The 26,760-nt window shown below is 32.8% G+C and carries 24 protein-coding genes; 7 read left to right on the forward strand and 17 right to left on the reverse strand.

Features of this window, described 5'->3' with window-relative positions:
* Window positions 1–43 precede the first annotated feature (43 nt).
* The 7 genes from Q0873_RS07980 to Q0873_RS08010 form a co-directional block, all read right to left on the reverse strand.
* Complete coding sequence (locus Q0873_RS07980) at window positions 44–478, reverse strand: TerB family tellurite resistance protein (RefSeq protein WP_299105797.1); 435 nt, start codon at window positions 476–478, stop codon at window positions 44–46.
* A gap of 844 nt (window positions 479–1,322) precedes the next feature.
* Window positions 1,323–2,381 carry a hypothetical protein gene (locus Q0873_RS07985; RefSeq protein WP_299105799.1) on the reverse strand — a complete coding sequence of 353 codons (1,059 nt, stop codon included), beginning with the start codon at window positions 2,379–2,381 and terminating at the stop codon, window positions 1,323–1,325.
* 67 nt (window positions 2,382–2,448) lie between these two features.
* On the reverse strand, window positions 2,449–3,540 hold the full coding sequence (locus Q0873_RS07990) for an HBL/NHE enterotoxin family protein (RefSeq protein WP_299105801.1): 1,092 nt from the start codon (window positions 3,538–3,540) through the stop codon (window positions 2,449–2,451).
* A 5-nt stretch (window positions 3,541–3,545) separates the two neighbouring features.
* Window positions 3,546–4,628: an HBL/NHE enterotoxin family protein gene (locus Q0873_RS07995; protein ID WP_299105803.1), complete on the reverse strand. Its 1,083-nt coding sequence runs from the start codon at window positions 4,626–4,628 to the stop codon at window positions 3,546–3,548.
* 37 nt (window positions 4,629–4,665) lie between these two features.
* Entirely contained in the window at window positions 4,666–5,061 is a 396-nt protein-coding gene (locus Q0873_RS08000) for a hypothetical protein (protein WP_299105806.1), read from the reverse strand.
* 37 nt (window positions 5,062–5,098) lie between these two features.
* Entirely contained in the window at window positions 5,099–5,491 is a 393-nt protein-coding gene (locus Q0873_RS08005; protein ID WP_299105808.1) for a hypothetical protein, read from the reverse strand.
* Window positions 5,492–6,281: 790 nt separating this feature from the next.
* Window positions 6,282–6,605, reverse strand: coding sequence for a hypothetical protein (locus Q0873_RS08010; protein ID WP_299105810.1), 324 nt, complete (start codon window positions 6,603–6,605; stop codon window positions 6,282–6,284).
* A 230-nt stretch (window positions 6,606–6,835) separates the two neighbouring features.
* Here Q0873_RS08010 and mfd point away from each other — a divergent pair, with 230 nt between their 5' ends.
* Window positions 6,836–10,192, forward strand: a complete 3,357-nt coding sequence (mfd, locus tag Q0873_RS08015) for a transcription-repair coupling factor (protein ID WP_299105812.1) — start codon at window positions 6,836–6,838, stop codon at window positions 10,190–10,192.
* A gap of 457 nt (window positions 10,193–10,649) precedes the next feature.
* Here mfd and Q0873_RS08020 read toward each other — a convergent pair whose 3' ends face one another.
* On the reverse strand, window positions 10,650–10,952 hold the full coding sequence (locus Q0873_RS08020) for a GIY-YIG nuclease family protein (protein WP_299105814.1): 303 nt from the start codon (window positions 10,950–10,952) through the stop codon (window positions 10,650–10,652).
* Between the two features lie 187 nt (window positions 10,953–11,139).
* On the opposite strand from Q0873_RS08020, the gene Q0873_RS08025 reads away from it, so the two are divergent.
* Complete coding sequence (locus Q0873_RS08025) at window positions 11,140–11,682, forward strand: metal-dependent hydrolase (RefSeq protein ID WP_299105816.1); 543 nt, start codon at window positions 11,140–11,142, stop codon at window positions 11,680–11,682.
* A 3-nt stretch (window positions 11,683–11,685) separates the two neighbouring features.
* On the opposite strand, the gene Q0873_RS08030 is transcribed toward Q0873_RS08025, so the two are convergent.
* Entirely contained in the window at window positions 11,686–12,075 is a 390-nt protein-coding gene (locus tag Q0873_RS08030; protein ID WP_299105818.1) for a hypothetical protein, read from the reverse strand.
* A gap of 261 nt (window positions 12,076–12,336) precedes the next feature.
* Complete coding sequence (locus Q0873_RS08035) at window positions 12,337–15,060, reverse strand: DEAD/DEAH box helicase (RefSeq protein ID WP_299105820.1); 2,724 nt, start codon at window positions 15,058–15,060, stop codon at window positions 12,337–12,339.
* A gap of 60 nt (window positions 15,061–15,120) precedes the next feature.
* On the opposite strand from Q0873_RS08035, the gene Q0873_RS08040 reads away from it, so the two are divergent.
* Together Q0873_RS08040 and Q0873_RS08045 are read left to right on the forward strand one after the other, a co-directional pair.
* Window positions 15,121–15,981: a DMT family transporter gene (locus Q0873_RS08040; RefSeq protein ID WP_299105822.1), complete on the forward strand. Its 861-nt coding sequence runs from the start codon at window positions 15,121–15,123 to the stop codon at window positions 15,979–15,981.
* Window positions 15,982–16,049: 68 nt separating this feature from the next.
* On the forward strand, window positions 16,050–16,766 hold the full coding sequence (locus tag Q0873_RS08045; RefSeq protein WP_299105824.1) for a DUF6503 family protein: 717 nt from the start codon (window positions 16,050–16,052) through the stop codon (window positions 16,764–16,766).
* On the opposite strand, the gene Q0873_RS08050 is transcribed toward Q0873_RS08045, so the two are convergent.
* Complete coding sequence (locus tag Q0873_RS08050) at window positions 16,767–17,825, reverse strand: hypothetical protein (RefSeq protein ID WP_299105825.1); 1,059 nt, start codon at window positions 17,823–17,825, stop codon at window positions 16,767–16,769.
* Window positions 17,826–17,901: 76 nt separating this feature from the next.
* Between Q0873_RS08050 and Q0873_RS08055 the strand changes: the two genes are divergently transcribed.
* Window positions 17,902–18,948 (forward strand): energy transducer TonB, encoded by a 1,047-nt coding sequence (locus tag Q0873_RS08055; RefSeq protein WP_299105827.1) that lies wholly within the window; start codon window positions 17,902–17,904, stop codon window positions 18,946–18,948.
* On the opposite strand, the gene dprA is transcribed toward Q0873_RS08055, so the two are convergent.
* A complete protein-coding gene (dprA, locus tag Q0873_RS08060; protein WP_299105829.1) occupies window positions 18,945–20,042 on the reverse strand; it encodes a DNA-processing protein DprA in 1,098 nt (365 codons plus the stop codon). The two genes, Q0873_RS08055 and dprA, sit on opposite strands and share 4 nt — an antisense overlap.
* Window positions 20,043–20,136: 94 nt before the next feature.
* On the opposite strand from dprA, the gene Q0873_RS08065 reads away from it, so the two are divergent.
* A complete protein-coding gene (locus Q0873_RS08065) occupies window positions 20,137–21,042 on the forward strand; it encodes an SPOR domain-containing protein (RefSeq protein WP_299105832.1) in 906 nt (301 codons plus the stop codon).
* 71 nt (window positions 21,043–21,113) lie between these two features.
* Complete coding sequence (locus tag Q0873_RS08070; RefSeq protein ID WP_299105835.1) at window positions 21,114–21,626, forward strand: acyl-CoA thioesterase; 513 nt, start codon at window positions 21,114–21,116, stop codon at window positions 21,624–21,626.
* 48 nt (window positions 21,627–21,674) lie between these two features.
* On the opposite strand, the gene Q0873_RS08075 is transcribed toward Q0873_RS08070, so the two are convergent.
* From Q0873_RS08075 to Q0873_RS08095, 5 genes are all read right to left on the reverse strand, one after another.
* Window positions 21,675–22,697 (reverse strand): AI-2E family transporter, encoded by a 1,023-nt coding sequence (locus tag Q0873_RS08075; protein ID WP_299105838.1) that lies wholly within the window; start codon window positions 22,695–22,697, stop codon window positions 21,675–21,677.
* A gap of 12 nt (window positions 22,698–22,709) precedes the next feature.
* The gene (locus Q0873_RS08080; protein WP_299105841.1) at window positions 22,710–23,798 is read right to left on the reverse strand and encodes a peptidoglycan DD-metalloendopeptidase family protein; all 1,089 of its coding nucleotides are present in this window, start codon (window positions 23,796–23,798) and stop codon (window positions 22,710–22,712) included.
* A 122-nt stretch (window positions 23,799–23,920) separates the two neighbouring features.
* A complete protein-coding gene (locus Q0873_RS08085) occupies window positions 23,921–24,691 on the reverse strand; it encodes a DUF4292 domain-containing protein (RefSeq protein WP_299105844.1) in 771 nt (256 codons plus the stop codon).
* Between the two features lie 19 nt (window positions 24,692–24,710).
* Window positions 24,711–25,706 (reverse strand): hypothetical protein, encoded by a 996-nt coding sequence (locus Q0873_RS08090; RefSeq protein ID WP_299105847.1) that lies wholly within the window; start codon window positions 25,704–25,706, stop codon window positions 24,711–24,713.
* Complete coding sequence (locus tag Q0873_RS08095) at window positions 25,684–26,700, reverse strand: sugar phosphate nucleotidyltransferase (protein ID WP_299105849.1); 1,017 nt, start codon at window positions 26,698–26,700, stop codon at window positions 25,684–25,686. The genes Q0873_RS08090 and Q0873_RS08095 overlap by 23 nt, the downstream gene beginning before the upstream one ends.
* Window positions 26,701–26,760 lie beyond the last annotated feature (60 nt).

Raw genomic sequence — 26,760 nt, forward strand, 5'->3', positions numbered from 1 at the left:
TATAGTAGTATAACAAGTTTACAGCAAATTTAGTATGTTTTAGTTATACTGCATTTACTTTTTTTATCGCAGATGTAAAATCCTCTAAATCATTGTCGTTCATGACTAAGTGAATGGCTTCATCACAAACTTTTTCAACATTGTCTAAAGGAAATTGTAGAGCTACAGCAATTTTGCGCATTAAACTAACTTGGTCTTTATCAATGTTATCATCTGCAAAAATCATTTTAGTTAATCGGTATAAACGTTCAATACGTTCATCATAGCTAACAGGAGCATTAACCGGAAATTTTTCTGGAGATTTTAATATCTCTTGATACTCATGTTCATTAATATGTAATTTTTTAGCAGCAAGATCTAAAAGTTTTTGTTCACCTTCAGTAATTACATTATCTGTTTTTGCAATTTTAACGATGCTTGCAAAATGACCAATTTCTTGTTTGTGTTTTCCGCTTGAATATAAATCTGAGATTGACATGATATTTTATATTTTAATAGTTAAAAATTCTTTATACTTTTTTAGAAGCAGGGTTGCATAAAAAGTCACGAAAAACTTTTTTACTAAAGTTAAAAAAATCACTTTGAAAATCAATATTAGTTTTTCTTATAATGATTAAGATTAAAATAAAAATACATAATAAAACTGACTTTTTTTAAGGGGGTTTTTAAGATTTTAAAAAAGTGAGTAGATAGATTCGTTGTTTTTAGTATGAAAACCTCTAAAAAAGGGATTAAAATAAGTTTTTACCCTTGTTGCAAACAAAATTAAGAAATCTAACATTTTCCGTTATTAAGAGAATTTTTCCGCATCAATTTTTGAGTAAAATTTTAAAATATGACATTCACATAAAAAATTGAAATTCTCAATTTTTAGTAGTTAAGTTTTTTTAGAACGTCATTGCGAGTGAAACGAAGCAATCTGTTTTTTTTAATTTTTAATTTTAGTTTTAAGTGTCACTTCGAGTGAAATTATATGAAGCGTTAGCCGAACTTAATTTAGTATGGAGAAGTATATGTTTTGAGAATTGTTCTCGATACAATTTTTTTTCTTTTCAGCCAGAAAAATCACTCGAACTGACAGTAATTTTTGCTCGTCATTGCGAGGAGGCACAACGAAGCAATCCGTTAAAATTGTATTCTGAGTTATCAATGTACAGATTACTTCAGTCATAAATCCCTTCGTAATGACGTTTGTTTTTATCTTTTTGTTAGTGTTTTTACTCGTCATTGCGAGTGAAACGAAGCAATCTGTCTGTGGTTAGTTTTAACTAAAAAAGCTCTCCTTGGTAGGTAGAGCTTCTATTTTTTATATGTTTATAGTCTTATGAACCGATAGTAACACGCCTTGTTTGAATAGTAAGTTCACCCAAACCTGTTGCATGTGGAACAATGGTTTCCCATTCTAAACAAGCAGCATCAAACCATACTTGTCCTACATTGGCATCTTGTGCGTTTTGTGCGTTTTGAGTTTTAGTAATTATTTGAGAAAGTTCTGTTCCTAAAGAAGCCCATGATACTCTAAGAACTTGTAATGAACTAGCAATTAAATTCATATCATCTAAAACAATCCCTGTTCCTAATAAAAGCGACTTTAAAGAAGCAATTTCTTTTTGGTCTTTTGATAGGTTTGCTTGATCAGATACTATTGATTTTTGGTACTTAGAAATAGAACTTTTCATATCTGATATTTTATCTTCAGCTTCAGCAATAGAAGCAACTCCGATACCTGCTAAAATAAGAGATGCTCCAAAAGTAAAAGGAGCAAAAATTACCCCGAAAATTGTTTCAATAATTCCTTTTTTACGAGCAGCTTTGGCTTTAGCTATCGCCTCTCTATCTGTTTTAATTTGTGCTTTAAGATTGGCTATTTTTTGATTGATTTCGTTGATTTCACTTTTAATAGTTGCTTCTTGTGCTTGTATTTTACCAATGGTAGTTTCCATATTGCTATGAATTACCTGCATTTTTTTACCAAAATCAGTTAGTTTTTGTGAATAGGCATCAATTTGAGTTTCAATATTGGTAATTGGTGCACTTAAGCTTTGCAATTGACTTACAATTTTAGCTTTAAGTGAATCGGAATAATTTGCGTTTAATTCGGTAAAAAGCTCATCAATATTCTTTTGATTATCTAAAAATTGATTTCCAGTAGTGGTCATCGTATTTAGAATAGCAGATTTAAAATATAAAAAACCATTATTTCTCCATTGAACAACTAGTTCCTCTGCATTTTTTAATTCGCCAGAGAGTGTTGCATACCAAGGAGAATCAACACGTTCTATATTTGACTGTATAATACCTTGACAAGAAGAGTTTAGCATTAACATGGCATTCATGCTAGTATTTGTTTCTTCTTGAATTTTAGATGCTTGAAAACCCATAATATTTTATTTTAAAAAGAAAAGGTTGTTTAAAATCACTTTTAAACAACCTTTTTGTTATGAATGATTAAGCAGCTTGTGGTTCAATAGACATTTCGTGCTTAGTCGTTTCTACTTTTTGGTTAAGTAATGATTGTGCAAACTCCATTACAAGAGCCCACTCCTTCTCTGCTGCATCTGTAAATGTTCCTGCAACAAGAGTACTTAATGAAGCTTCTCCAGCCTTTAATTTAGTAACAATTCCTTCTAATTCACCTTGGAATACTCCCCAAGAAGCACGGAAGTCAGCTAATGCAGCAGTAGCATTTGAAATAGATGAAATACATAAGTTACTTGCTTGTGCTAATCCTTGTAGTGCTACAAGTTGTCTCTTATCTTGATCTAATTCTTTTTGATCTTTTGCTATTTGATCATATTGCTCATTAATTTTGTGTTGCATAATTCCCCAAGTAACAGCTCCACCAACTACAGCAACTGCTCCAGCTCCAGCAACAACTGCTCCAGCTCCGAAAGTAACGAAAGCTAATGCGATACCTGCGATCATAGCAAAAATTCCAACTCCTACAGCAATAGCAGCAGCAGCAATGGCTTTGTTTTCTCCATCGATCATCTTGTGTAAATTCGCAATAGCGCTATTCATTTTGTCAATATCAGCTTTTAAGTCTGCTTCTGCGGCTTGAATATTGGCAGCACCAGTAGTTAAATTATCATGAGCAGCTTGCATTTGCTCTCCCCAAGTCTTCATACTTTCACTTACCTTTTCAACATTTGATAAGATCTCATTAAGCGCTGTTAAAAGCGTTTCAATTAATGTATTTACTTGCTTTACGTATTGATTATCTGCTCCAGTAGCATCTGGGTGTGCATTAGCAATCTCTCTAATTCTTTGAGAAAAAGCAGCATAATCGGTTCCATAATCAACAATTGAAGTAGGAATACTCTTAGTTACTTCAACCGAAATGTTATTAACCCAATCAGCAGCTACTGTTTTAGCATTTACCAAGGCTGAATTTAAAGCATCAAACCAGTCTGGTTTCGGATCTGGTGCCGTAAATGTAGTGTTTTGTACAGCTAAACAACTTGCTGTAATAATGTGCAGGGTAGACCAACCTGCCCAGGTGTTTTGGTTAAGGTCCTTACTTTGATCAGTTTTTAACATAATATCTAGTTTTTATGAGTTTCAAGTTTTTTTTGAGGATTAAGAATCACTTCTTGACCAGTTTTAATTGGCATGTTTACAATTTGGTTAGTAAATGCTAATAATGCCTCCCAATTTTTATTGGCAAGATCCATGGTTAGTATATCAAAGAAACTAGCCGGATCTGCACCTGCATTAATAGCATTAATGGCTTGCGTTATTTTATCCTTTTCATTTTTCCACATGGTTAGAAGACCGTTTCCGTGTTTTTTAAGTGATAAAAATTGAATTTCAATGCCATACAAGTATTGAATTAATGCCTTGGTGGCAGCAGCAGCTTGTGCTTCTTCACTAGCTTTTACTTGCAGTTCAGTAATTTTTTCCAAGTCTTCGTTTATTTTGTTGGTATCAGAAATGATATCATAAAATGTTTTACCAATGGTATAAGCCAAGGTTACAATAGAAAGGTATGGAACGGCTACTTCTCCTGCTGCAGTTATAATGCTATAGGCAATTTTCACATTGGTTTGAACAAATGTTTTTCCTCCTGAAATTGCCGAAGAATCTATTTTAGATTGTAAGCTTGATATTTCATCTTGTAATTGCGTGATTGCTTCTGCAATGGCAATCATTTCAGCTTCTTCTTCTTTCAATTCTTCCCATCCAGATTCAATACTTGCATTTAACGAAGGAAAAACATTAGTAAACTTCTGTTCCATGCCAGTTAAGGCATCTAATGCAGCACTTGTTTTAGTAGCATTTGTTTGTAATTCAGATTGTAAAGATTGAAGCATTTCAACAACCTGTGCTTTTGTTAAGGTTTTTACGTTCTTTGTTATTTCTGCACTAAAGGCAGAAAAAGTAGTTCCGTAATTCACAAAAGCGGTTAATATTTCAGGCCAATACTCAGGATATGAATTCACCCAATTGGCTCCTGCTTTTGATAGTAATCCCATTTCGGTTCTAACAGCGGGAATCCAGTCTGGTTCTTTGGCTAAAGTTCCTATTAGTGTGTCTTGTACACCAATTGAGTATCCGGTAACCCCTTTCATTTCATTAACTAAGGTGGTTAATTGGTTTTTTGTGGTATTAATATCTGGTGCAAACATAATGTTGGATTTAAGATTTGTTAATCAGTAGACTTTTTTAAACGCTTACTACTAAGTAAGGATCAAATGTCATTGCTTTTCCGTCTATTGACAGTGTTGCATTGTATTGAATTGTTTGTGCTTTTCCTTGCACTTCAACACGTCCTTCCCAATACTCTTCTCCAGTAAGTCCTTGCTTTTGAGGGTTACAGAAGTTTCCAGTAATCATTTGTCCAGAAAAGCTTACGATTTCTACATCATTTCCTGGATTAATTGCAGCTACCCGCCAGTTGATAATTTGACCGTCTTTACAAGCAGTTCTTAATTCTGCCTGTCCTTCACTGCCAGAACCCACGTATTTGTTTGTGTCTATTAAATAAATGTTTGAAGTAAGATCGTTACTTGCCAACGCTCCTAGAGTGTCAACAACCATTAAAACATCAATTTGTTTCATAATAATAAGTGTTAAGTTTATATAATTTATAAGTTGGTTATACTACTTTGATATATGCATCAAAAGTCATTGCTTTCCCGTCAATAGAAAGGGTAAGATTGTATTTGTATTGTCCAATTCCTCCATGAGATTGCACGTTACCTTTCCATGATTCAGCTCCTGAAATTCCTTGTTTTTGTGGATTACAGATATGACTGCTTACCATGGGGCCAGAAAAGCTTACAATATTTACTTCGTTACCAGGGTTTACGCTTGTAACACTCCAGCTTAGACCTTGTCCATCTTGACAAACAGAAACGAGTTGAGAAGTTCCTTCGTTCCATGATCCTTCGTAGCCATTTGTGTCTACTATATAAGTGTTGTTTTTTAAGTTTCCAGATGCAATTGCACCTACGCAGTCTACTACAACTAATATGTCAATAGTTCTCATTTGTTGGTTGTTTAAAGTTTAAATCTCCAGAGAGACATACAAGGTTTTAGATTTCTCTAAACCGTATTTAACTATCTAATTGGTTAATTAGTAGTTATTTATAGTAGTAGGTTTTCCAAATTTCTGAATTAAAAAGTCTGTATTTTTAAATAAACCCATAGAGCTTGAATATTTGGGTACGAGAGTAAAAAATGGAGTGTTAAAAGAAAATATGCTGTTTTCTTATTCGTCATTGCGTGCAATTGAAATAATCTTTCGATTGGTAGTTTTCAGTGTTTAGTTGTGAGTTATTAAGTCGTTTATTAAGTCGTTTCTACCGTCATTGCGAGGAAGTATGACGAAGCAATCTGCCGGTTAATAGTTTTGAATTTTTAATTATTAGTTTTTAGTGGCACTTCGAGTGAAATTAGATAAAGCGTTAGCGGCATATAATTTATTATCGAGAAGTAGGTGTTTTGAGAATTGTTCTCGATACAATTTTTCTTTCCTTTTCAGTCAGAAAATCACTCGAACTGACAGTGTTTTCTTATTCATCATTGTGAGGAAGTATGACGAAGCAATCCGTTAAAATTGAGTTCTAAGTTTTCAATGCACAGATTACTTCAGTCGTAAACTCCTTCGTAATGACGTTTGCTTTTCTTTTTATTTCGTCTGTTTTCTAATAAAATAAACAGATAAAGCGTATATAAAACAGAACAAACTATCATAGAATCTTATGATAGTTTGAAAATAGGTTGTTGTTATAAACAACAGTAAGCAATTAGAATAGATTGCTAGTTTATTTCTTTTTTTAATTAAAAGTACATTGAATATCGATTTCACCGTTGTACGTACCTTCTAAATTTACATAAAGCTCATTCGCATTTGCTGGGATATTTGTTTCTATTTGAGCATCGCCTAATTTGTTAGCATGTACTTTAATTGTCAATTGCGAATCATGAGAATTAGACTCTAATTTGATAGGTCCATAGATTCCTCCTCCGGCAATTTGGGGTGTAGATAGCTCTAAAGCATCTTTCGGAAAAAAATGCACCACAGCATTTACATTATCACCACCTTTTACAATGGCGTTTAAGTTGTTCCCCACTTTTACGTTTGTTGTTTTAATACTCATTTTGCAGTAGTTTAAGTAGTTAGTATTAGGTTTATTACAGGTTTTTAAATTGTAAGTGTTTGAAATTAAATTTGTTACCTGTTGTTTTACTCAAAATTCAGAAATAAAAGAGCCAATTTTAAGAAGAAAGTCATGGAGATAAGATATTGAGTCACAGAAGTAAAAAAAATGGCGATAAAAGAAAACGACACAAAAAATAACCCCGTATCTTTGCTTAAATTTTTAGTACGTTGAGCAAGCAAACTATTGTAAATTACTACCAACAGTCTGCTAGAGTAAGCAAGATTGTTAGTGCGCTTCAACAAGAACAAAACCATTTTCAAATATCGAATTTGGTCGGTTCTTCGTTGTCTTTTGTTATTTCCGAAACTTTTAAACAAGCCAATAAACCTTATTTATTTATCTGTAATGATAAGGAAGAGGCTGCCTATTATTTAAACGATTTAGAGCAGTTGTTAGGTGATAAAAATGTACTCTTTTATCCAGGGTCATATCGCCGTCCGTATCAAATAGAAGAAACCGACAATGCCAACGTGCTTTTACGTTCTGAGGTATTAAATCGTATCAATTCGCGTAAAAAACCTGCGATTATTGTTACCTATCCTACTGCCCTATTTGAAAAAGTAGTGACTAAAAAGGAACTCGAAAAGAATACCTTAAAAGTATCTATGGGAGAGCAATTATCGCTCGATTTTGTGAATGAAGTATTGTTTGAATACAATTTCAATCGTGTTGATTTTGTGACAGAACCTGGTGAGTTCTCGGTACGTGGTGGAATTATTGATGTTTTTTCATTTTCGAATGATGAACCTTATCGCATTGAGTTTTTTGGAGATGAGGTAGACAGCATCCGTACTTTTGATGTAGAAACCCAATTGTCTACTGATAAGCTGAAGAAAGTAAGCATTATGCCTAATGTAGAAAACAAGGCATTGCAAGAAAGTAGAGAAAGCTTTTTAAAATATATCTCTTCAAAAACAGTGGTTTTTTACCAAAATTTAGAGTTATTGTCTGATAAACTAGACAAGTTTTATCGCAAAGCAGAATTGTCTTTTGAAGAATTATCTAAAGAAATCAACCATGCAAAACCAGAAGAACTGTTTTGCAACGGAGCATTGATTCGAAAAGATTTAGAAAGTTTTACGAGAGTAAACCTAGGAAGAGAACGTCATGCTGAACTTGATTCAGCATCGCATCCTTCAGAAACGATTCTTTTTGATACCCATCCGCAACCTTCCTTCAATAAAAAATTCGACCTGTTAATTCAGAATTTCAACGAATTTTCAGTAAAAGGATTTACCAACTATATCTTTTGTGCTAACGATAAACAAGCGCAGCGTTTTAAGGATATTTTTGACGATAACGAACAAGAGGTTTCTTATGAAACAATTGTGTTTCCGCTGTACCAAGGATTTGTTGATTTAGATAACAAAATTGTGTGTTATACGGATCATCAAATCTTTGAACGTTACCATAAATTCCGATTAAAAAACGGATATGCTAAAAAGCAATCGATTACCCTTCAAGAACTCACAAAATTAGAAGTGGGCGATTATGTAACACATATAGACCACGGAATTGGAAAGTTTGGAGGACTGCAAAAAATTGATGTAGAAGGAAACAAACAAGAAGCCATTAAGTTAGTGTATGGCGATCGTGATATTTTGTATGTAAGCATACATTCCCTGCATAAAATTTCTAAGTTTAACGGAAAAGACGGAAAGCCACCGAAGATTTACAAGCTCGGATCCAATGCTTGGAAGAAAGTAAAACAGAAAACCAAGAAACGTGTTAAAGAAATTGCTTTTAACCTAATTCAACTGTATGCAAAGCGTAAGCTAGAGAAAGGCTATGCTTTTGGACCAGATACGCATATGCAACATGAGTTGGAAGCAAGTTTTTTATATGAAGATACTCCAGATCAGTTTACAGCTACACTAGATGTAAAAACCGATATGGAAAAAGAGCAACCCATGGATCGTTTGGTATGTGGTGATGTAGGATTTGGTAAAACAGAAGTTGCCATTCGTGCTGCATTTAAAGCAGTAGACAATGGAAAGCAGGTTGCTATCTTAGTACCAACCACAGTTTTAGCGTTTCAGCACTTTAAAACCTTTTCTAAGCGATTAAAAGACTTTCCGGTTACAATTGACTACTTAAACCGTTTTAGGACCACAAAACAGCGTAAAGGGGTTTTAGAAGGCGTAGCCGATGGAGGTGTAGATATTGTGATAGGAACACATCAGTTAACCAATAAAAGTATCAAGTTTAAAGATTTAGGACTGTTGGTGATTGATGAAGAACAAAAATTCGGAGTAGCGGCGAAAGATAAATTAAAGACCATTAAGGAGAATGTAGATACTTTAACGCTAACTGCAACGCCTATTCCGCGTACCTTACAGTTTAGTTTAATGGCAGCGCGTGATTTATCGGTTATTAAAACACCACCGCCTAACCGTCACCCTATTGAAACCAATGTGATTCGTTTTTCTGAAGAAACCATTCGTGATGCCATTTCGTATGAGATTTCACGTGGTGGACAAGTGTTTTTTATCCATAACCGAATTGAAAACATCAAGGAAGTTGCTGGTTTAGTACAACGACTAGTGCCAGATGCAAAGATTGGTATAGGTCATGGGCAAATGGAAGGAAAAAAGTTAGAAGAATTGATGCTAGCTTTTATGAACAATGAGTTTGATGTACTGATTTCTACGACTATTATTGAAAGTGGATTAGATGTACCAAATGCAAATACCATTTTTATCAATAATGCCAATAATTTCGGATTGTCAGACTTGCACCAAATGCGTGGTCGTGTAGGACGTTCGAACAAAAAAGCATTTTGTTATTTTATCACACCGCCATATCATCATATGACCGATGATGCCCGTAAACGTATTCAGGCTTTAGAAATGTTTTCTGATTTAGGAAGCGGATTAAATATTGCCATGAAAGATCTTGAAATTCGTGGTGCCGGTGATTTATTAGGAGGTGAACAAAGTGGATTTATCAACGATATCGGGTTTGATGCTTACCAGAAAATCTTACAAGAAGCTATTGAAGAGCTGAAGGAAAATGAGTTTAAAGAATTATATGCTTCAGAAGGAAATAATGAACCAAAAGAGTATGTAAAAGAAGTTCAAATTGATACCGATTTTGAGATTCTATTCCCAGATGATTATGTAAACTCTGTAAGTGAGCGTTTAATCTTGTATAACAAGTTATCTACTTTGACTACAGAAGAAGAATTATTAGCGTATGAAAGTGATATTACTGATCGTTTTGGAGAGTTCCCAACACAGGTAGTTGATTTGTTTGATAGTGTTCGTATTAAGTGGTTGGCAAAGTCGTTAGGATTGGAAAAAATCATCCTAAAAAAGAAGCGTATGATTGGGTATTTTGTTTCTGATCAGCAAAGTGATTTTTATCAAACAGAGGCATTTACAAGAATGTTACAGTATGTACAAAAGAACCCGAAGAGCTGTGTGATGAAAGAAAAGGAAACCAAAAGTGGTTTACGCTTGTTAATTACATTTATAAAAATAGATTCTATAGGAAAAGCGTTGAGTACGTTGCAGAAGATATAACAGCTTACTAATTAGTAGTTTTTAGTTTTGAATTATTAGTTGGAAGCTGTTTTCCAACTTGTCATTGCGAGCAAAGCGAAGCAATCTGTCAATTCTGAGTTCTTAATAGGCAGATTACTTCGTCGTGCCTCCTCGTAATGACGTCATTTGTTAAGGTTTTTCTATAACAAGAACCTTCTACTCGTCATTGCGAACAAAGTGAAGCAATCTGTTAAATAAGAGTTTTGAATAGAAAGATTACTTCAGTCGTGCCTCCTTCGTAATGATGAGGATTTGTTGAGGTTTTTCAATAACAAGAATATCCTTACCCGTCATTGCGAACAAAGTGAAGCAATCTGTTAAATATGAGTTCTTAATAGGCAGATTACTTCAGTCGTACCTCCTTCGTAATGACGTTGTTTTATATTCATTGCGAATGAAATCAAGCAATCTGTTAATCGGTTAATTCTTATCAACATTAAAAATCAAAAATCCATCCTTCGGATAAATCTAACCAATCTGAATTTTCGTTATTAATTAGATCTTCTTTTCTTTTTCTATTGCTCGCTTTTAATTGCTTTTCTCTAGCAATAGCATCCTCCATTGTAGAAAATTGCTCGAAGTAGACTAGTTTATCGCAATTGTATTTATAAGTAAATCCCTTATATTTTCCTGATTTATGCTCGTAAATCCTTTTGATAAGATTGGAAGTAACACCGATGTAAATAACGGTATTGTTTTTATTTGATAAAAAGTATACGCAAGGCTTTTTCTGTTTCATAGTATTAAATTACAAATTTTATTGAATGTTGTTATTACACGTGAAACAATTTTATTCTGTCATTGCGAGTAAAACGAAGCAATCTGTTAAATATGAGTTTTTAATAGGCGGATTACTTCGGTTGCATACTCCCTCGTAATGACGTTTTGTTTTATATTGCAACTACTAAAAAACCTCAATAATAATAATGGCATCAATCTTCGGACATGCACTTACCGCAGTAGCAATCGGAACTAGTTTTTCAAAGGCAATTCAAGACAAAAGGTTCTGGATTCTAGGGATTGTTTGTACTATTATACCCGATGCAGATGTATTGGGGTTTCAATACGGAATTCCTTATGAAAGCTTCTGGGGACATCGCGGTTTTTCGCATTCCATTGTTTTTAGTGTGCTTTTTGGAATACTTATAACCCTGTTGTTTTATAGTAAGGTTCTTTTAAGTAAAAAAGGGCTATTGTATATCCTGTTTTTTAGCTTATGCACCATTTCACACGCTTTATTAGACGCCTTAACCAATGGAGGAATGGGCGTTGCATTATTTGCTCCTTTTGATAATACGCGTTATTTCTTTCCTTGGCGTCCAATTCAAGTATCTCCACTAGGAGCAAGTCGCTTTTTTAGTGAATGGGGATTGCGTGTGATTTATAGTGAACTACTATGGATTGGAATTCCTGCTATAAGTTATATGGTTCTTGCACTTGTAGGAAAGAAAATGATAAGAAAACAGTAATACTTACCATTGTCCTTCATAGTAGGTTATTCTTTTTTTGTTGTTAACAATCTCAAAAGTTCTACTTTTTGAGAAGTTATGATCTTTATAATGCATGGTATCTACTTTTGTGCTTATCGGTAAATCATAACTTAAGGAAAAAGAATAATCAGGTAAAAAACCTTCATACTCGTAATTATAACTAATGTTTTCAGCACCTTTAGGTATTGTAGGAAACCATTTAATTTTAGTTATTTCATGGTACTCTTTTTCAGTTAAGTTTTCTGCAATGTTACCAAACCAACTTCCTTGATAAGGTTTTACTTTTTGAATAACTTGAGCACGCAATTCTTTGTTAATAAAACGATTGTTGTAAATTCTTCTGCTATAGTCTATATAAAAAGAACTGCTCAAAACAATTACCAAACAACTTGATAAGAGTACTCTCTTAGAGTTAATTTTAAAGTGACGAAAGAGAAAAACCAGTATTCTTAATAGCAAAAGAAAAAGAATTGATAATCCAATTAGTTTAAGAGATTCAAAAAAATAAGCGTCTTTGTTAAACTCAAATTCAAAGTTGTCTAACCACGCTAAAAGTAAGAGCCATAATATCATGAAATTGATAAAGACAACGGCCAGATATTTTAAAGATTTCCTAAACATTTTAAACTTATTTTAAGCTAGAGATTTCATCATTTTTGTAAGTAATTGAACTACATCTTCTTTGTTATACTTCCAAGATAAATAAGAAATAGGAACAATTTGAATACCTACACGATGTAAAATACGATAGCGTTCTATGTCAAAAGCTGCTGTATAACTTCCAGGATATCCGATTAAATCAATTCCGAGGTATTTATGGTCCTTTTCTAGCAATAAATCTATATTCAACCCTGCAATGACATATCCAACATGAATAGTGGCTTTAAATGGCTTTAAAAAGGCTTGTATTTCTTTACTAAACGTATCTTCCTCACTATTTGAACTTGGTTGTTGAATAATTCTTTGTTCAAAAGAACTCAAATAATGTCGTAATTGAGATTTTTCAGGAAGTTCTTTAGGGTCTACCGAGTAAAAAATATGCTGTTCATTACGGGCTCTGGTGATGGCTACATTAAATACATCTTCTTTGTTTAAGTAGTTTAAACTAGCAAAATGAGATTGACTGCTTACCGCCATTGATAGTAACATCACATCACGTTCCTCTCCTTGAAAATGATAGGGAGTTCCTAGTTTTATTTGGTGTTTTTTGATGGTAGCTAGTTCAAAAGTTTCTTTGATCAGTTTGGTTAAATGATTGGTTTGTTGTCTGAAAGGAGATAATACACCAATGCTAGTTGCCAAACTTTTATGGGTTTCTAACTCTGCTTTTACTATTTTCTGGATGTGTTGAACAATTCTTCGAGCTTCTTTTTTATTCACTCCAATATCATGTTGCACTCCAGTTGTTTTATGTAAGAAAACCGCTTGTTTTTCTTTGTTGGATGGCGTTTGCGTCATAATACGAAGCGCCTCTCCGTAAAAAGAATGATTGCTAAATCGAATAATATCCGGAAGTGATCGGTAATGCTCGTCTAATAACACAATTTGATTTCCTTTTGCGGTATGTTCCAAGGTGAAATCTAACAAACTCTTTTTTCGATAGTCAAAACGTACTGCATCGTTGATTCCTTCTTGTTGCTGAAAACGATACATTTGTGTTTTAGACAAAAAACTAATATGTCGTAATTGATTGGTATCACCAGCCACTACTACTTTTTTAGCACGTTGAAAAACAGGCAAACAAGAAGCAATATCACATTGGGTAGCTTCATCAACTATCGCAATATCAAACAACTCTTTTTGTAAAGGAAGACTAGTAGCAATTTCATCTATTTTCACTAGCCAAACGGGTAAAAAGTGGGTTAGTGGTTTTGCATTTAGGTTTTGCAGTTGTTTGCTTACCAACGACTTTTCATTGGTTTGAATAATGTTAGAAAGCGTTATTAACTTTTGTAGTTCTTTGTTAGAATACCAAATAATGGTTGAGATGAGGTTTTTAAACAAATCATCTTTAGCACTTTTTTCAAATAAGGTTAAAGTGTCAAAATACTGTTGTATAATATTCCACTCATCTCGTTCGAAAGAATGAATAAATAAAATATCTATTTTAGATAGGGTTTTTTGAACAAAACTCTCCGAAAGGTACTTTTCCATTCGGCTGATATCTCTTTCTGTTTTTTCTGTAAAATCCTTTTCTAACTGAACTAGCTTATTATATAACCGGTTTCTTTTAAGACGCGCTTTGTATGCTTCCGTTTTATGATTTTCCTTATAATAATTACCATTAATAATTCTTCTAAGCTTTGCTAACAAAGTTCTCTTGTAGTAGTTACCCCCTACTTTTACTGAGAAATCTCCAATTTTAGAACTCATTAATTTATCAGAAACTACTTGTAAAGCCTGTGCTGTTTTGGTAACAATCAATACGCTTTTTCCTTTGCTTACATAATCTTGTGCAATAGCATTGATGGTATAGGTTTTTCCAGTTCCTGGAGGTCCAAAAATGACCGATTTATCATAATTAGAAGCATTTTGTACAATGCGTTCTTGTGCCGAATTTAACAGTAACGGAATTTTAATAGGTTCGTTGAGTTTAAAAGAAAACTCTTGAACTTCCGAAGAAAAGAAAGCCTGTAAACCTTGCGAATAATCGGGGTTATTCTTTAAAATTTCCAATTCATTTACAACAGAATTGATGTTATTAGCACGACTTGAAACAAAAATACCCGCGCTGGCAATCGTTGTAAACTGCTCAACATCCGTTGCGTTTTGAAGCTGTTTTTTTACATAGGTTTGATTCTTCAACTTAGGAAAAAGCAAAAAATCAGTATCAAAAGTCAAGTTTGCAATATGCTTTTCAACAACTCTTTGTAATTGACTTATAAATCCAAATGTGATATACGGTTGGTGCTCTAGAAATGTTTCTATCTCCGTAAAAAAATCGTCAAAAGAAGTTTTAAATAACAAACTTCTACAAAAAGCAATATTCAATAGCCTCGATTCATGATTAATTCTTACAAAATAGTCGTCATCTTTTTCTTCAATAGCTGCTTTGTAAATAAATAAAGGTGCCACTACAGAAGTCGTTCTCTTTTTAAAATTAGTGCGTTTTCCTGTACAAAAAAGGCTCCCGTACCAAAGCTCTTTATCGTTTTTAAAAAGCTCTAAAGTTTGCAAGCTATCCATAGCTTGTTTAGTAGGAATAAATTGTAAGGGATATTTGTTATTAACTAATTCTTCTTCAGTTTTAATAACAAACTGATTTTCATATTTAGAAGAAAAGAAATTTAAGACTCCAGCTTCTTTGTTATCGGCCTGATAGCACTTGTGAAAATAAGAGATGTAATTAGCAATCATAATTTTAAAAGAGATGCTAACATACACAAAATTTAATTATCATTGCACAAAACGAATTTTGTGAAACAAAACCATTCCAATCATCTCTTTCAATTAGTTTTAGCTACCTTTTTTATAAGTACTTCAGGAGTATTAGGAAGGTATATTGCCATGCCGTCTGAGGTAATTATTTGGTTTCGTTCTGCTTTTGCAGTAGTTTTCTTGTATGCTTTTTGTAAGTATCGAAAAATAGACTTGCGTATAAAATCGCCCAAGCACTACCTTCCGTTTATTATTGGAGGTATTTTTATGGCAGCCCATTGGGTAACCTATTTCTATGCATTAAAACTATCTAATGTGGCTATTGGAATGTTGTCGCTATACACATTTCCAGTAATGTTGGCCTTTTTAGAACCCTTGTTTTTAAAGGTAAAATTCAATCCGATGCATATTGTATTGGGAATTTTAGTGCTGATTGGACTGTACATTCTTTCTCCAGAGTTTAGTTTAGAAAGTTCTAGTATTCAAGGGATTTTATTTGGATTATTATCTGCCCTATGTTACTCCATTCGAATTCTAATTTTAAAGCAATATGTAACGCAGTATAACGGGGTAATGTTAATGCTATACCAAACCATAATTATCTCTATTTGTTTATTTCCTGTATTGTTTTTTATGGATGTTTCGGGTATCGAAAGTCAGTTTCCGTATATACTAATGTTGGCTTTGTTAACAACCGCGATTGGACATAGTTTGATGGTACATTCTTTACAATTTTTTTCAGCCTCTACAGCAAGTATTATAAGTAGTGTACAGCCTATTTTCGGAATCATACTAGCCTTTTTCTTTTTAAATGAAGTACCTACTCTGAACACTGTTTTTGGAGGTAGCTTAATCTTAGCTACGGTAGTTATTGAGAGTATTCGTAGCAAGAAGAAATAAGTTTTAACAGCAAATTAATAATTAGCAACTATAATTTTCACGTACTTTATACAAACCAAACTAATGTCATGAGAGTTATTGCTGTACTATGTAGTCTTTTTTTGTTGAGTTGTGCTCCTAAAAAAGAACCTTTATCTGCTGAAGAAATAATTGAAAAAAGTATTCAGTTTCACGATGCTAAGAAACAATGGAATTCTGCCAACCTTTCTGTTCATATGCAAGAACCTCGCGTTGGAAACCCTAAGCGATTTTCGGTTGTCAATCTTAACAATCAAGAGAATTCTTTTCAGTTACAAAGAAATAGAGATACGCATGTTTCGAAGCATATTGTTGATAAAAACGGACAGGCTACTACCCTACTTGATAATGCAATAGTTACCGATTCTATATTGATTAAAAAATACAGATTGGAACCTAAACGAAATGCAAGTTACCATCGATTTTATAAGGTAATGCTAGGTTTACCAATGTCTTTACCAGAAAATACTCAAGAGATAAAAGACATTAGTGAAGTCGACTTTAATAATCACAAAAGTTATAAGGTTGAAATTGTTTTAAAAGAACCACTATTTTCTAAAAACTGGTATGTGTTTTTCTCTCAAAAAGACTTTAAAGTGTTAGGTGTTGAAATGTTCTTTCCAGATAACCCAAACAAGGGAGAACGCTTACTATTTGAAGGAGAATTTGAATCAAATGGAATAAAAATACCTAGAATGAAACATTGGTACGAGTTAAATAATGAATATTCAGGAAGTGATATTATTGTGAGCGAGTTAAAAGAATAACTAGGAAACACGCATGTTCTCATAATTTCGTTTAACAAAGGAAAGAGCATTTTCTAGTATTCCGCCCATATTTTCACTTCGCTTGAAAAGAATATCTTTTGTAAAATCAAAAATTTGTTGTTTTAATAGATGAATATTTTTGTCTGTAGAAATCGTGTCATTTTTCATGCATGAAACAAGTTCATTTATTCTTTTTCCAGAACTTAAAATTCGCTTGGCAACAATAGAACGCTCTTCTATTTTATATTGGTTGATAGAGGTTTCTTGTAGCTTCTCTCCTACCAAAGCTACCATTTGCAGGTTTTCTTTAAAAAACTGCGGATAATACACTTTAAACTTTCCTTCAAAACACTGCTGATCAAAATCAATTGCTCTGATTTTATATACTACATGATCAAAATCGTGTGTGGGAACAATTACATAGTTATATGAACGCATGTCTCCTAGCAAACGAATCATACAACGCTCATTAAACTTAACAAACTCCTTAGCTATTTGTGCCTTTTCCATTTCTGTACAATTAGGTAACATTTCTTTGATAAAAACATCTCCAGGAATACCAGCAATATGCTCTTCAATTAAAGTGTTTTTATATACCAAATAGTTGAGGTTGTACGGAGAAAGCATGTGCTCTAATTCCAAACCATAAATACGAGAAGCATCGGTTTTTTTAACGTAGAAATAGGTGTAATTGTCGTTTAAAATGTTTCGAACCTTTATTCTAAAAGGTTTAGAGTTTCCGAAGGTACAGTAATCAACTGCATCAATATTTAAGTACGGAATGGTGTCTTCATTACCATTCGAATGTAAAATAGTATATACTTTTTTAAGACTTAAATCAATTTCTTCACGTTCAAATTCAGAATAGTATACACGAACCCATAAAGTATCTTCATCATTTTTATCATATACCACAATAGAACCCTGAAAACGTAATAAATCTTCATAAAACACAGGGATTTTTATATTTCTACTATGCTCAGATAAATAAATATGCAACTGCTCAGTTACTGGAAAAGCAGGCTTTTTTTGTGACATTAGTTTTTCTTCTGAAGACATATGATGTGTTTTATTGCTACTAATGTAAATGAATTCTTTGGAATAATATTTGTTGAATTTAAGGAAACTATAAACTATGAAAAACTATTCACTACGTATTCCAAAACCTTGCCATGAAGATTGGTCAAAAATGACACCGAATGAAAAAGGAAAATTCTGTAGTTCTTGTGCAAAAACGGTGGTTGATTTTACCAAAAAATCACCTCAAGAAATCCAAGAGTATTTGATTGAAAACAGAGGACAAAGAGTATGCGGACACTTTTATAGAAAGCAATTAGACAGTATTGTAATTCAATTACCGGAAACTACATTTTTACAACCTCTATCTTTTCAAAAACTTTTTTTGTTAACCCTATTGTTAGTAATGGGAACAACGTTGTTTAGTTGTAAAACAGACACTGGTAAAACCCAAAAAATAGAAAAGGTTGAATTGGTTGATATAATCGTAAAACAGGATAGCGTTATTGAATTGGATAGTATCAAAGGTTCTGAGTTGGAAGGGTTTGTTGTACCAACTTCTAAACAAGACTCTGTAAAGAAAGACTGTAAAATTCCACCATCTGGACCTATTGAAGAAATAGTAATTGAATCAACTGGGGAGATTGAAGGTGAAATAGCAGAACCTTTTGATATCGATAAAGTCATAGAATTGCCTGAAGAGGAAGAGCTGGAAGTACCTCTTTTTCAACAACCTAATGATAGTCTTCCAAAAGCAGAAATCATGGGAGCTATTGTAGATGGAGAAATTGAGCTTGTTGAAGGTCCACCGTATCCTTTTCTTTCAGTAGATAAGTCTGTACGATTTAAAGAAGACGCAGACCTTTCCGAAGAAAAGGCGAAACAAAGTTTTGAAAAGAAAATACACGAATTTGTAAATAGCAAATTTCAACCAGATACCTCAATTAATCCGAAATTGAACCGACAAAAATATAGATTGTATACGCAATTTATTATTGACGAAAAAGGAGTTGTTTCCGATATTAAAGTAAGAGCACCTCACCCTAAATTAGAAAAGCATGTGATCGAAATTGTACAAAAATTACCGCAGTTTATCCCAGCTACAAAAGAAGGGAAAAAGGTGTCTATGAAATACACATTACCCATAACGTTTAAAGTAGACTAAACTTCAAATAATTTACCTGGTAAAGGTTTAATTACTCCTTTAAGCTCCATTTGTAAAAGAATGGAAGAAAGTTGGTAAATAGGTATTTCGCATGCTAGAGCTATGGTATCTATATGTTGTTTGTTGTTTTTTTGAAGATGATCATACACTTTTTGTTCGGTATCAGTAAGCTGCACAAATAGTTCCACTTGTTTGGGAGTGGAGGTTTTTGGTATATCCCAATTAAGCATCGAAATAATGTCTTGTGCAGAATTTAATAAATGAGCCTGATTGTTTTTTATCAGATTATTACAACCTTGACTATATACATCGGTAGTTTTTCCAGGAAGTGCAAAGACATCTCGATGGTAAGAGTTGGCAATATCGGCAGTTACCAAAGAACCACCTTTACTAGCAGATTCAATGATAATAGTTGCTTTTGAAAGTCCTGCTACAATACGATTTCGTTTTAGAAAATTTTCACGTTGCGGTTTTTCATCATGCCAAAACTCAGTGATAAATCCACCATTTTTATGAATTTCATGAATGTATTGCTTATGTGTTTTTGGATATACCTCTTCCAAACCATGGGCTAAAACGGCTAAAGTTTGTAAATCATTTTTCATGGCTGCTTTATGGGCACAAATATCTACACCATAAGCAAAACCGCTAATAATAATGGGTTGATGAGGTTGTAATTCTTCAATCAATTCATTGCAGAAATCGCGTCCATAAGAAGTCATATTTCTTGTACCAACGATAGAAATTGTTTTTGGGTTGTTTAAGTTGATGTTTCCCTCCTTAAAAAATAAAATAGGAGCATCAATACAGTGTTTTAGATTCTCAGGATAATCTTCATCTAAAAAATAGGAAAAAGAGATGTTGTTTTGCTGAAGATATTGAAGCTCATCCTCTGCTCCTTTTAGGTTTTTTTCATCCAATAAATTTTGAATAGTAAAACTTCCAATACCAGAAATAGCAGCTAATGATTTTCGGCTTTCCTTAAATATCTGTTCAACACTTCCTGTAACATTAATAAGCTTTTTAGCAATAATATCACCAACATTTTGGGTTGCTTGTAGACGTAAAACAGCCAATAGTTTTTCGGTTTTCATAGCGCAATTTTTTGATTATCAATATACAAAAAACTGTTGATAAAAATCTTGATAACTTTACCAAACCAAGCTTTATTTTTCTATTTTTGTTTCTATGACATTAGCCAACTATATCAACGATTTATTATACCGATACGATTGTGTAATTGTTCCTAATTTTGGAGGTTTTGTAACTAACAAAATAGGTGCTAAAGTGAACCACTTTACGCATACTATGCAACCACCAAAAAAGCAAATCACTTTCAATACGTATTTAAAGCACAATGATGGATTGTTAGCTAACTACGTAGCTTCAAGTGAGAAAATCACGTTTCAACAGGCTGTAGTAAGAATACAGGATGAAGTTGCAAAGTGGGAAATAGAATTAAAAGAAGGTTCTGTAGAAATTGCAGCGGTAGGTACTTTGTCATTAAACAATGACAATCAAATTACTTTTGAACCAAATAAGCAGAGTAACTTCTTAACAGAGTCTTTCGGATTGGCTGAGGTTACTTCTCCAGCAGTTGGTAGAATTCAAGAGATTGCAGAAACTCCAGAGGTAGTTTCTGAAGAAGAAAAGAAAACAATCGTTATTCCAATGATTGCAAAACGTGCTGTTGCAGCTGCGGTTGTTTTAGGTGTTGGATATTTAGGTTGGAATATGATTAACAACAACCTAGAACAAAAAGAAATTGCAGCGCAGAACGAAGCAACAGAGAAAAAGATTCAATCTGCAACGTTTGTGATAGACAATCCGTTACCTACTATTAACTTGAATGTTTCAAAAGAAGAAACGAAGGACTTTCATATTATCGCAGGAGCTTTTCAATTAGAAGAAAATGCTACGAATAAAGTAAATGAGTTAAAAGAAGCTGGTTTTGATGCGCATATCGTAGGTCAAAACAGACTAGGTTTAATTCAAGTTGCTTTTGCAAGTTTTAGCACTAAAGAAGAAGCTAGAAAAGAGTTACTTGAAATTAAAGACTTAGTGAGCGAAGAGGCTTGGTTGCTTGAAAAATAAGCTTGTTTTTTAGAACGTATTCATGAGTGCCTTTTTTGAAGGTTTGTGTATCTTTGCGCCAAAATTTAACCATGAGTACAAAGACACCTAAAGAGTCATTAACCATACTTACCGATTTAGTTTTACCAGGTGAAACTAATTATCTAGATAATCTTTTTGGAGGTGAATTATTAGCTCGTATGGATAGAGCTTGTAGTATTGCTGCACGTCGTCATTCACGTAGAATTGTAGTAACAGCATCTGTAAATCATGTTGCTTTTTCTAAATCAGTACCCGTAGGAAGTGTGGTATCTGTAGAAGCAAAGGTTTCACGTGCTTTTAGATCGTCTATGGAGGTGTATGTTGATGTTTGGATAGAAGACCGTCAATCAGGTGAAAGAACGCAAGTAAATGAAGGTATTTATACTTTTGTTGCTGTAGATGAAACAGGAAAGCCTGTACCAATTCCACAAATAGAACCAGAAACGGAATTAGAAAAGAAACGTTACGATGGTGCTTTACGTAGAAAGCAATTAAGTTTAGTATTAGCAGGTAAAATGTTACCTAAAGATGCAACTGAACTAAAAGCCTTATTTACAGAATAAGAATTAAGTATTATATATTAAAAAAGGAAGCTGTTGAGCTTCCTTTTTTTATTGTTCTAATTCGCCGTTTTCAGAGAGAAAAACAGCGATTGTTTTTGTTTTTTCGAATTGAGAAAAGATAATAATCATTATAACCGTAATAGGTACGGAAAGAATCATACCGGTAATACCCCATATTTTACCCCATATTGCTAAAGATAATATGGTAACCAGCGGACTTAAATTCAACGATTTTCCAAATACTTTTGGCTCAATAATATTTCCTACCACTACTTGAACGGCTCCTACGGCGGTTAATACAATTAAAAATGGAGTGAACTCACCAAATTGTATCAAACTAAAAATAGCTGGAAATACGGTGGCTATTAAAGACCCAATAGTTGGAATGTAGTTTAATAAAAAGATTAAAAATGCCCAGAAAGGAGCGCTATCCACACCTACTAAAACTAATACAATATAACTTAAAACACCTGTAAGTAAACTCACATAGGTTTTTAAACGTAAATAGTTAGATATAGAAGTCTCAATCTTTGATAAAATAGGTTGAACTTGAGAGTTTTCTTTAAAAATTACACGACGTAGCTTTCGTTTAAAGCTAGCTTCCTCTAAGAAGATAAATAAAGCGTATATAACAATCATAAACGTGTCTCCTAACAATCCGCTTATTCCATTCGCAATATTACCTAAAACAGCCCCATAATCGAAATTACCCACTAAAGATTTAACCGACTTAATAATGTCTATATGGAAATAATTGTCAAGTTTTTGAATAATAGCTCCAACATTTGGTTCGTACTTCGAATACGATGAAGATAAGTCGGTAATACTATTACTAATGATTTCTGATATAAAACCAAAACTTAAAATAATAAGCGTAAACACCAAAATATTACTTAACCAACGAGGAATAAAACGTTTAGCAAAAGGAAGTTTATAAATGGTTTTGCGAATTTCTCTTGTTAAAAACCAAAAAATTAAAGCGAAAACAAAAGGAATTAAGATACCTTTTCCTATTACTAAAGTGGCTATCACCGCAATAGTAACAATAACAAAGTTAGCTGCGTTCTTCATGAGTTGAAGGTACTAATTTTTTCGAATCCAATGTTGCGGATTCAAACGTGTTAAATTTTTATATAAGATAAAGCCAAGTCTCGTTTTACCAGAAACCTTGTCGGTAAATACTTTCCCTACGGTGTCTCCTGTTTTAATTATATCTCCTTTTTTAACGGAAACAGATTCTAAGTTGTTATAAGCAGAAATGTAATTACCATGTTGAATTAAGACTGATTTTTTACCATCATTATTGGCTTGAATTGTAAGTACTTTTCCATTAAAAATACTTTTGGCATTTGTTTTTGCTTTGGTGACAATATGTAACCCTGGACTATTTATTTTTATTCCTGGAAAAGTAGGGTGTGGTTGTACACCGAATTTACGAGTAATAATACCATTTACAGGCCAAGGTAAACTACCTTTATTTTGCTCAAAATTGGCTAATAATTTTTTCTCCGCGGCGTCTAATACAAATCCAGATGATTTTTTAGCTCCTTTTTTATTCTTGTTAGCACGTGCAATTGCAGCTCTAATAAGTTTATCTATACGAGCAGTAATACGTTTCTCTTCTTTAAGCTTGTTTTGTAAACTTCTCTTGTATTTGCGCTCTTGTCTTTTAATTTTAGTTACTAAACCTTCTTGACTCTTCTTGTCTTTTTCAATAGCCTCTTTTTGATCTTTCTCATCTGCTAAAAGAGACTCTTTAGCTTTTTTTCTCTTGGATAAAGAATCGTTAAGTTTTTCAATTAGTTCAATTTTACCAATGATTTCTTCACCTTGTTTTTTTCGAAAATCACTGTATTGCTGCATATATTTTAAACGTTTATATGCCTGATAGAAGTTCTTTGAAGAAAGCAAAAACATAGTTTTACTTTGCTGTGATTTACTCTTGTAGGTTTTTACAACCATTTCAGAATAATCCTTTTTAAGTGTTTTTAACTCCTTGTTGTTTTTCTTAATTTCTTTTTCGTTGTTTTTGATTTCAGAAGCTAGTTCTTGTGCCTCCAAATCAATAGTCTCAATCAAACGCTCACGGGCACTAATTTTTTGATTTAGATCTTTTAAATCATCTAATGCATTGTCTTTTTTCTTTTTAGTATTAAAAAGAAGTGAGTTCATTTGTTTGATCTCCTTTTTAATCTTTTTACGTCTATTTTCAAGCTGTTTTCGAGATTGACCATACGATGACATCCCTATTAGAAAAAAGGACAAAAATGATATGTAAAAAAGCTTTTTAGTCATTAGAGTTTAATTTCTTTATATCCAGATGGAATTCTAAAATCAAAAGTTAAGTTTTTATTGAATTCTACCGAACGATATGTAATATCAATTTTAGTAAAATTTTGCTTGTTCTTTCCATGTATTAAAACTTTATTAGGAAAGGTTACTTTATTTTTAATGCTATAACTAGGATATTTAATATCTAAACGTTGTTCTTTTATTGAATTTACTACCGATTGTTGATTAAGTTTAAAATGTGTTGGGTTTATATCAAAAAACACGTCAAACAAGGTAGGTTGTTTTTTAGGAGATAGTCTATAAGAAGCATTCATAATTTCTACTTCTTGCTTCTGCGAAGTAACATCTAAGCTGGCCTCACCAATTAACATATTTTGTAATTGACCAAATGTAACATCAACACCCAAGAGCTCTTTAAGCATTGAAAAATCACCTTCAAAGAAATTCTTTTTATAAGGTGAATAAAAACGTACTTTTTGAGGTGTAATTTTAGCTTTGAATACCGTTATAAACTTAGTTCCTTTTAACCAAATAACTTCATCTTTCTTCAGTTTCATATGAACTGAAAAACTTACATCTTCTTTTCGATCTTTATATTTTACCTTTAGTCTAGCATCAATTGTTTTTTCGTTAAATGAAGCTTTCTCATGTTTTTTAGCAACCCTCCTAGCTGATAGATTTTCTAAAACCACATTATCTGAAGTAATGGTCTTTGCCGATTTACAAGAAGCAAATACCAAGATACTCACTAAAAGATACTTAAATATTCTCATCAGTTTTACAACTTAACTATTATAAAGCTTTAAGCTTTTTTTGAAATTTATTTATGTTTTTTTGGTCTCCTAGCTTTTTATATGCTTTTATCAATTCCTTATAAAAATCAGATTCCATTCTTGAATTGTCTATCACAAAATCAATACCATTTTGCAAACTAGCAATTGCTTTTTTATATTTACTATTATCTAGAAGTGCTCTACCATTCATTAAATATACAAATGGTTGTGCAGGAAAAAGAGCTAGACCTTGTTCACTAAACGATAATAATTCTGCATCTTTATTTTTATATAATTGAGACAGCAAGTTTTGTAGGGTAGTATAACTTTTATCTTTTGTAAACTGAGTTTTTAAGTCCGTTTTACCCTCTGTATTCTTAGTAATTGGAGTAGTTGATTCTTTAAGAATGTTTTTTCTTGGAGGGCTATTTAACTTCTCTAAGATTCTTTTTAATCGAGCATTCAATAATTTAGCTTCATCTAATTCAACCAAGACTTGTTTGGCTTTAGGAAGATCTCTGTTTTGAAGATGTAAATATACAAGAGCCCTTTTTTTCTTTGGAAAAAGCGTGGCTATTTTTTCTTGTGTTTTAATAGCATCCGAGAAAGAGTTCATTCTTTTTTGAATGCTTACGATATGCTCTAATATCCAAACATTATTTGTGTCTAATTCTAAGGCTTTATTGGCATATTCGATTGCTTCAAAATTTCTATTTAATCTTAAATAATTTTTAGAAAGTTCAAATAAAACAGCCTTATTATTGGGTAGTATAGTATTACACTCATCTAAAGCTTCAATGGCCTTTTGCCATTCGTTTTTAGCTTTTTCTGAAAGTGCTTTAAAAAAGAATTGTTGAAACTTGATGTTTTTTTCTTCTTGAATAGAAGATTTTAACTGGATGCTATCTTGAGAATAGGTAAATAAAGAGCAAAGGACAAAGAATAAAGACAATACAACCTTTATTCTTTGTGTTTGCTTTGCATATTGTTTTTTATGTAAGTTCTGTATAATCACCTATACTTACTGATGTATAATTACCATTGTATTTAGCATGATTTCCAATCATTGCATTATCTAATTTGGCATTAGAAACTTGAACATTCGTTTGAATCAAAGAGTTCACAATTATTGAATCTTCAACAACACTATTTTCACCAATAGATACATATGGACCTATTTTAGTGTTTTTTAACACGACGTTTTTCCCTACATAACAAGGTTGGATAATTTCTGAGTTCTCTAAAACAACATCGCTTGAAACTAAATCATTACCAGCAGTTTGTTCAAAACCTAATACTTGCTTATTGGTATCAACCGTAGGGTCTTTTTTACCACAATCCATCCAAGCATCTACTTTACCAGGAATAAACTGAGCTCCTTGTTTTTTTAGAGATTCTAAAACATTTGTTAACTGATACTCTCCATTCTCTTTTAAATCGTTATCAATTAAATATTGAATTTCTTCTTTTACTTTATCACCATCTTTAAAATAGTAAATACCGATAATAGCTAAATCAGAAACAAACTCTTTTGGTTTTTCAACAAAATCAGTAATGATTCCATTATCTAATTTAACAACACCAAAAGCACTAGGGTCTTCTACTTGTTTTACCCAAATAGCACCGTCTGCATTGGTGTCTAGAGTAAAGTCTGCTTTAAACAAAGTATCAGCATATGCTACAACACAAGGACCAGAAAGAGAATCTTTAGCACAATAAATTGCATGTGCTGTTCCTAAGGCTTGTTCTTGAACATAGACAGATCCTTTAGCTCCTAAACTTTCTGCAATTCCTATTAATTTATCTTTTGTGTTTGTAGGAAATCCTTTAGCAATTGGTCCAATGATGAACGCAATTTCTTCAATAGGTTGATTCACTACAGAGGCAATATCTTCTACTAAACGTTGTACAATTGACTTACCGGCAATAACCGTTAATGGCTTAGGAGTTGTTAATGTGTGGGGTCTTAAACGAGATCCGATCCCTGCCATAGGTACAATAATCTTCATAATCTTTTCTTCAGTTTTTTTAACAGTGCAATATACTACAATATGTAGTATAGAAAAAAG

The sequence above is a fragment of the uncultured Tenacibaculum sp. genome (assembly GCF_947498805.1).
Lineage (GTDB): Bacteria > Bacteroidota > Bacteroidia > Flavobacteriales > Flavobacteriaceae > Polaribacter.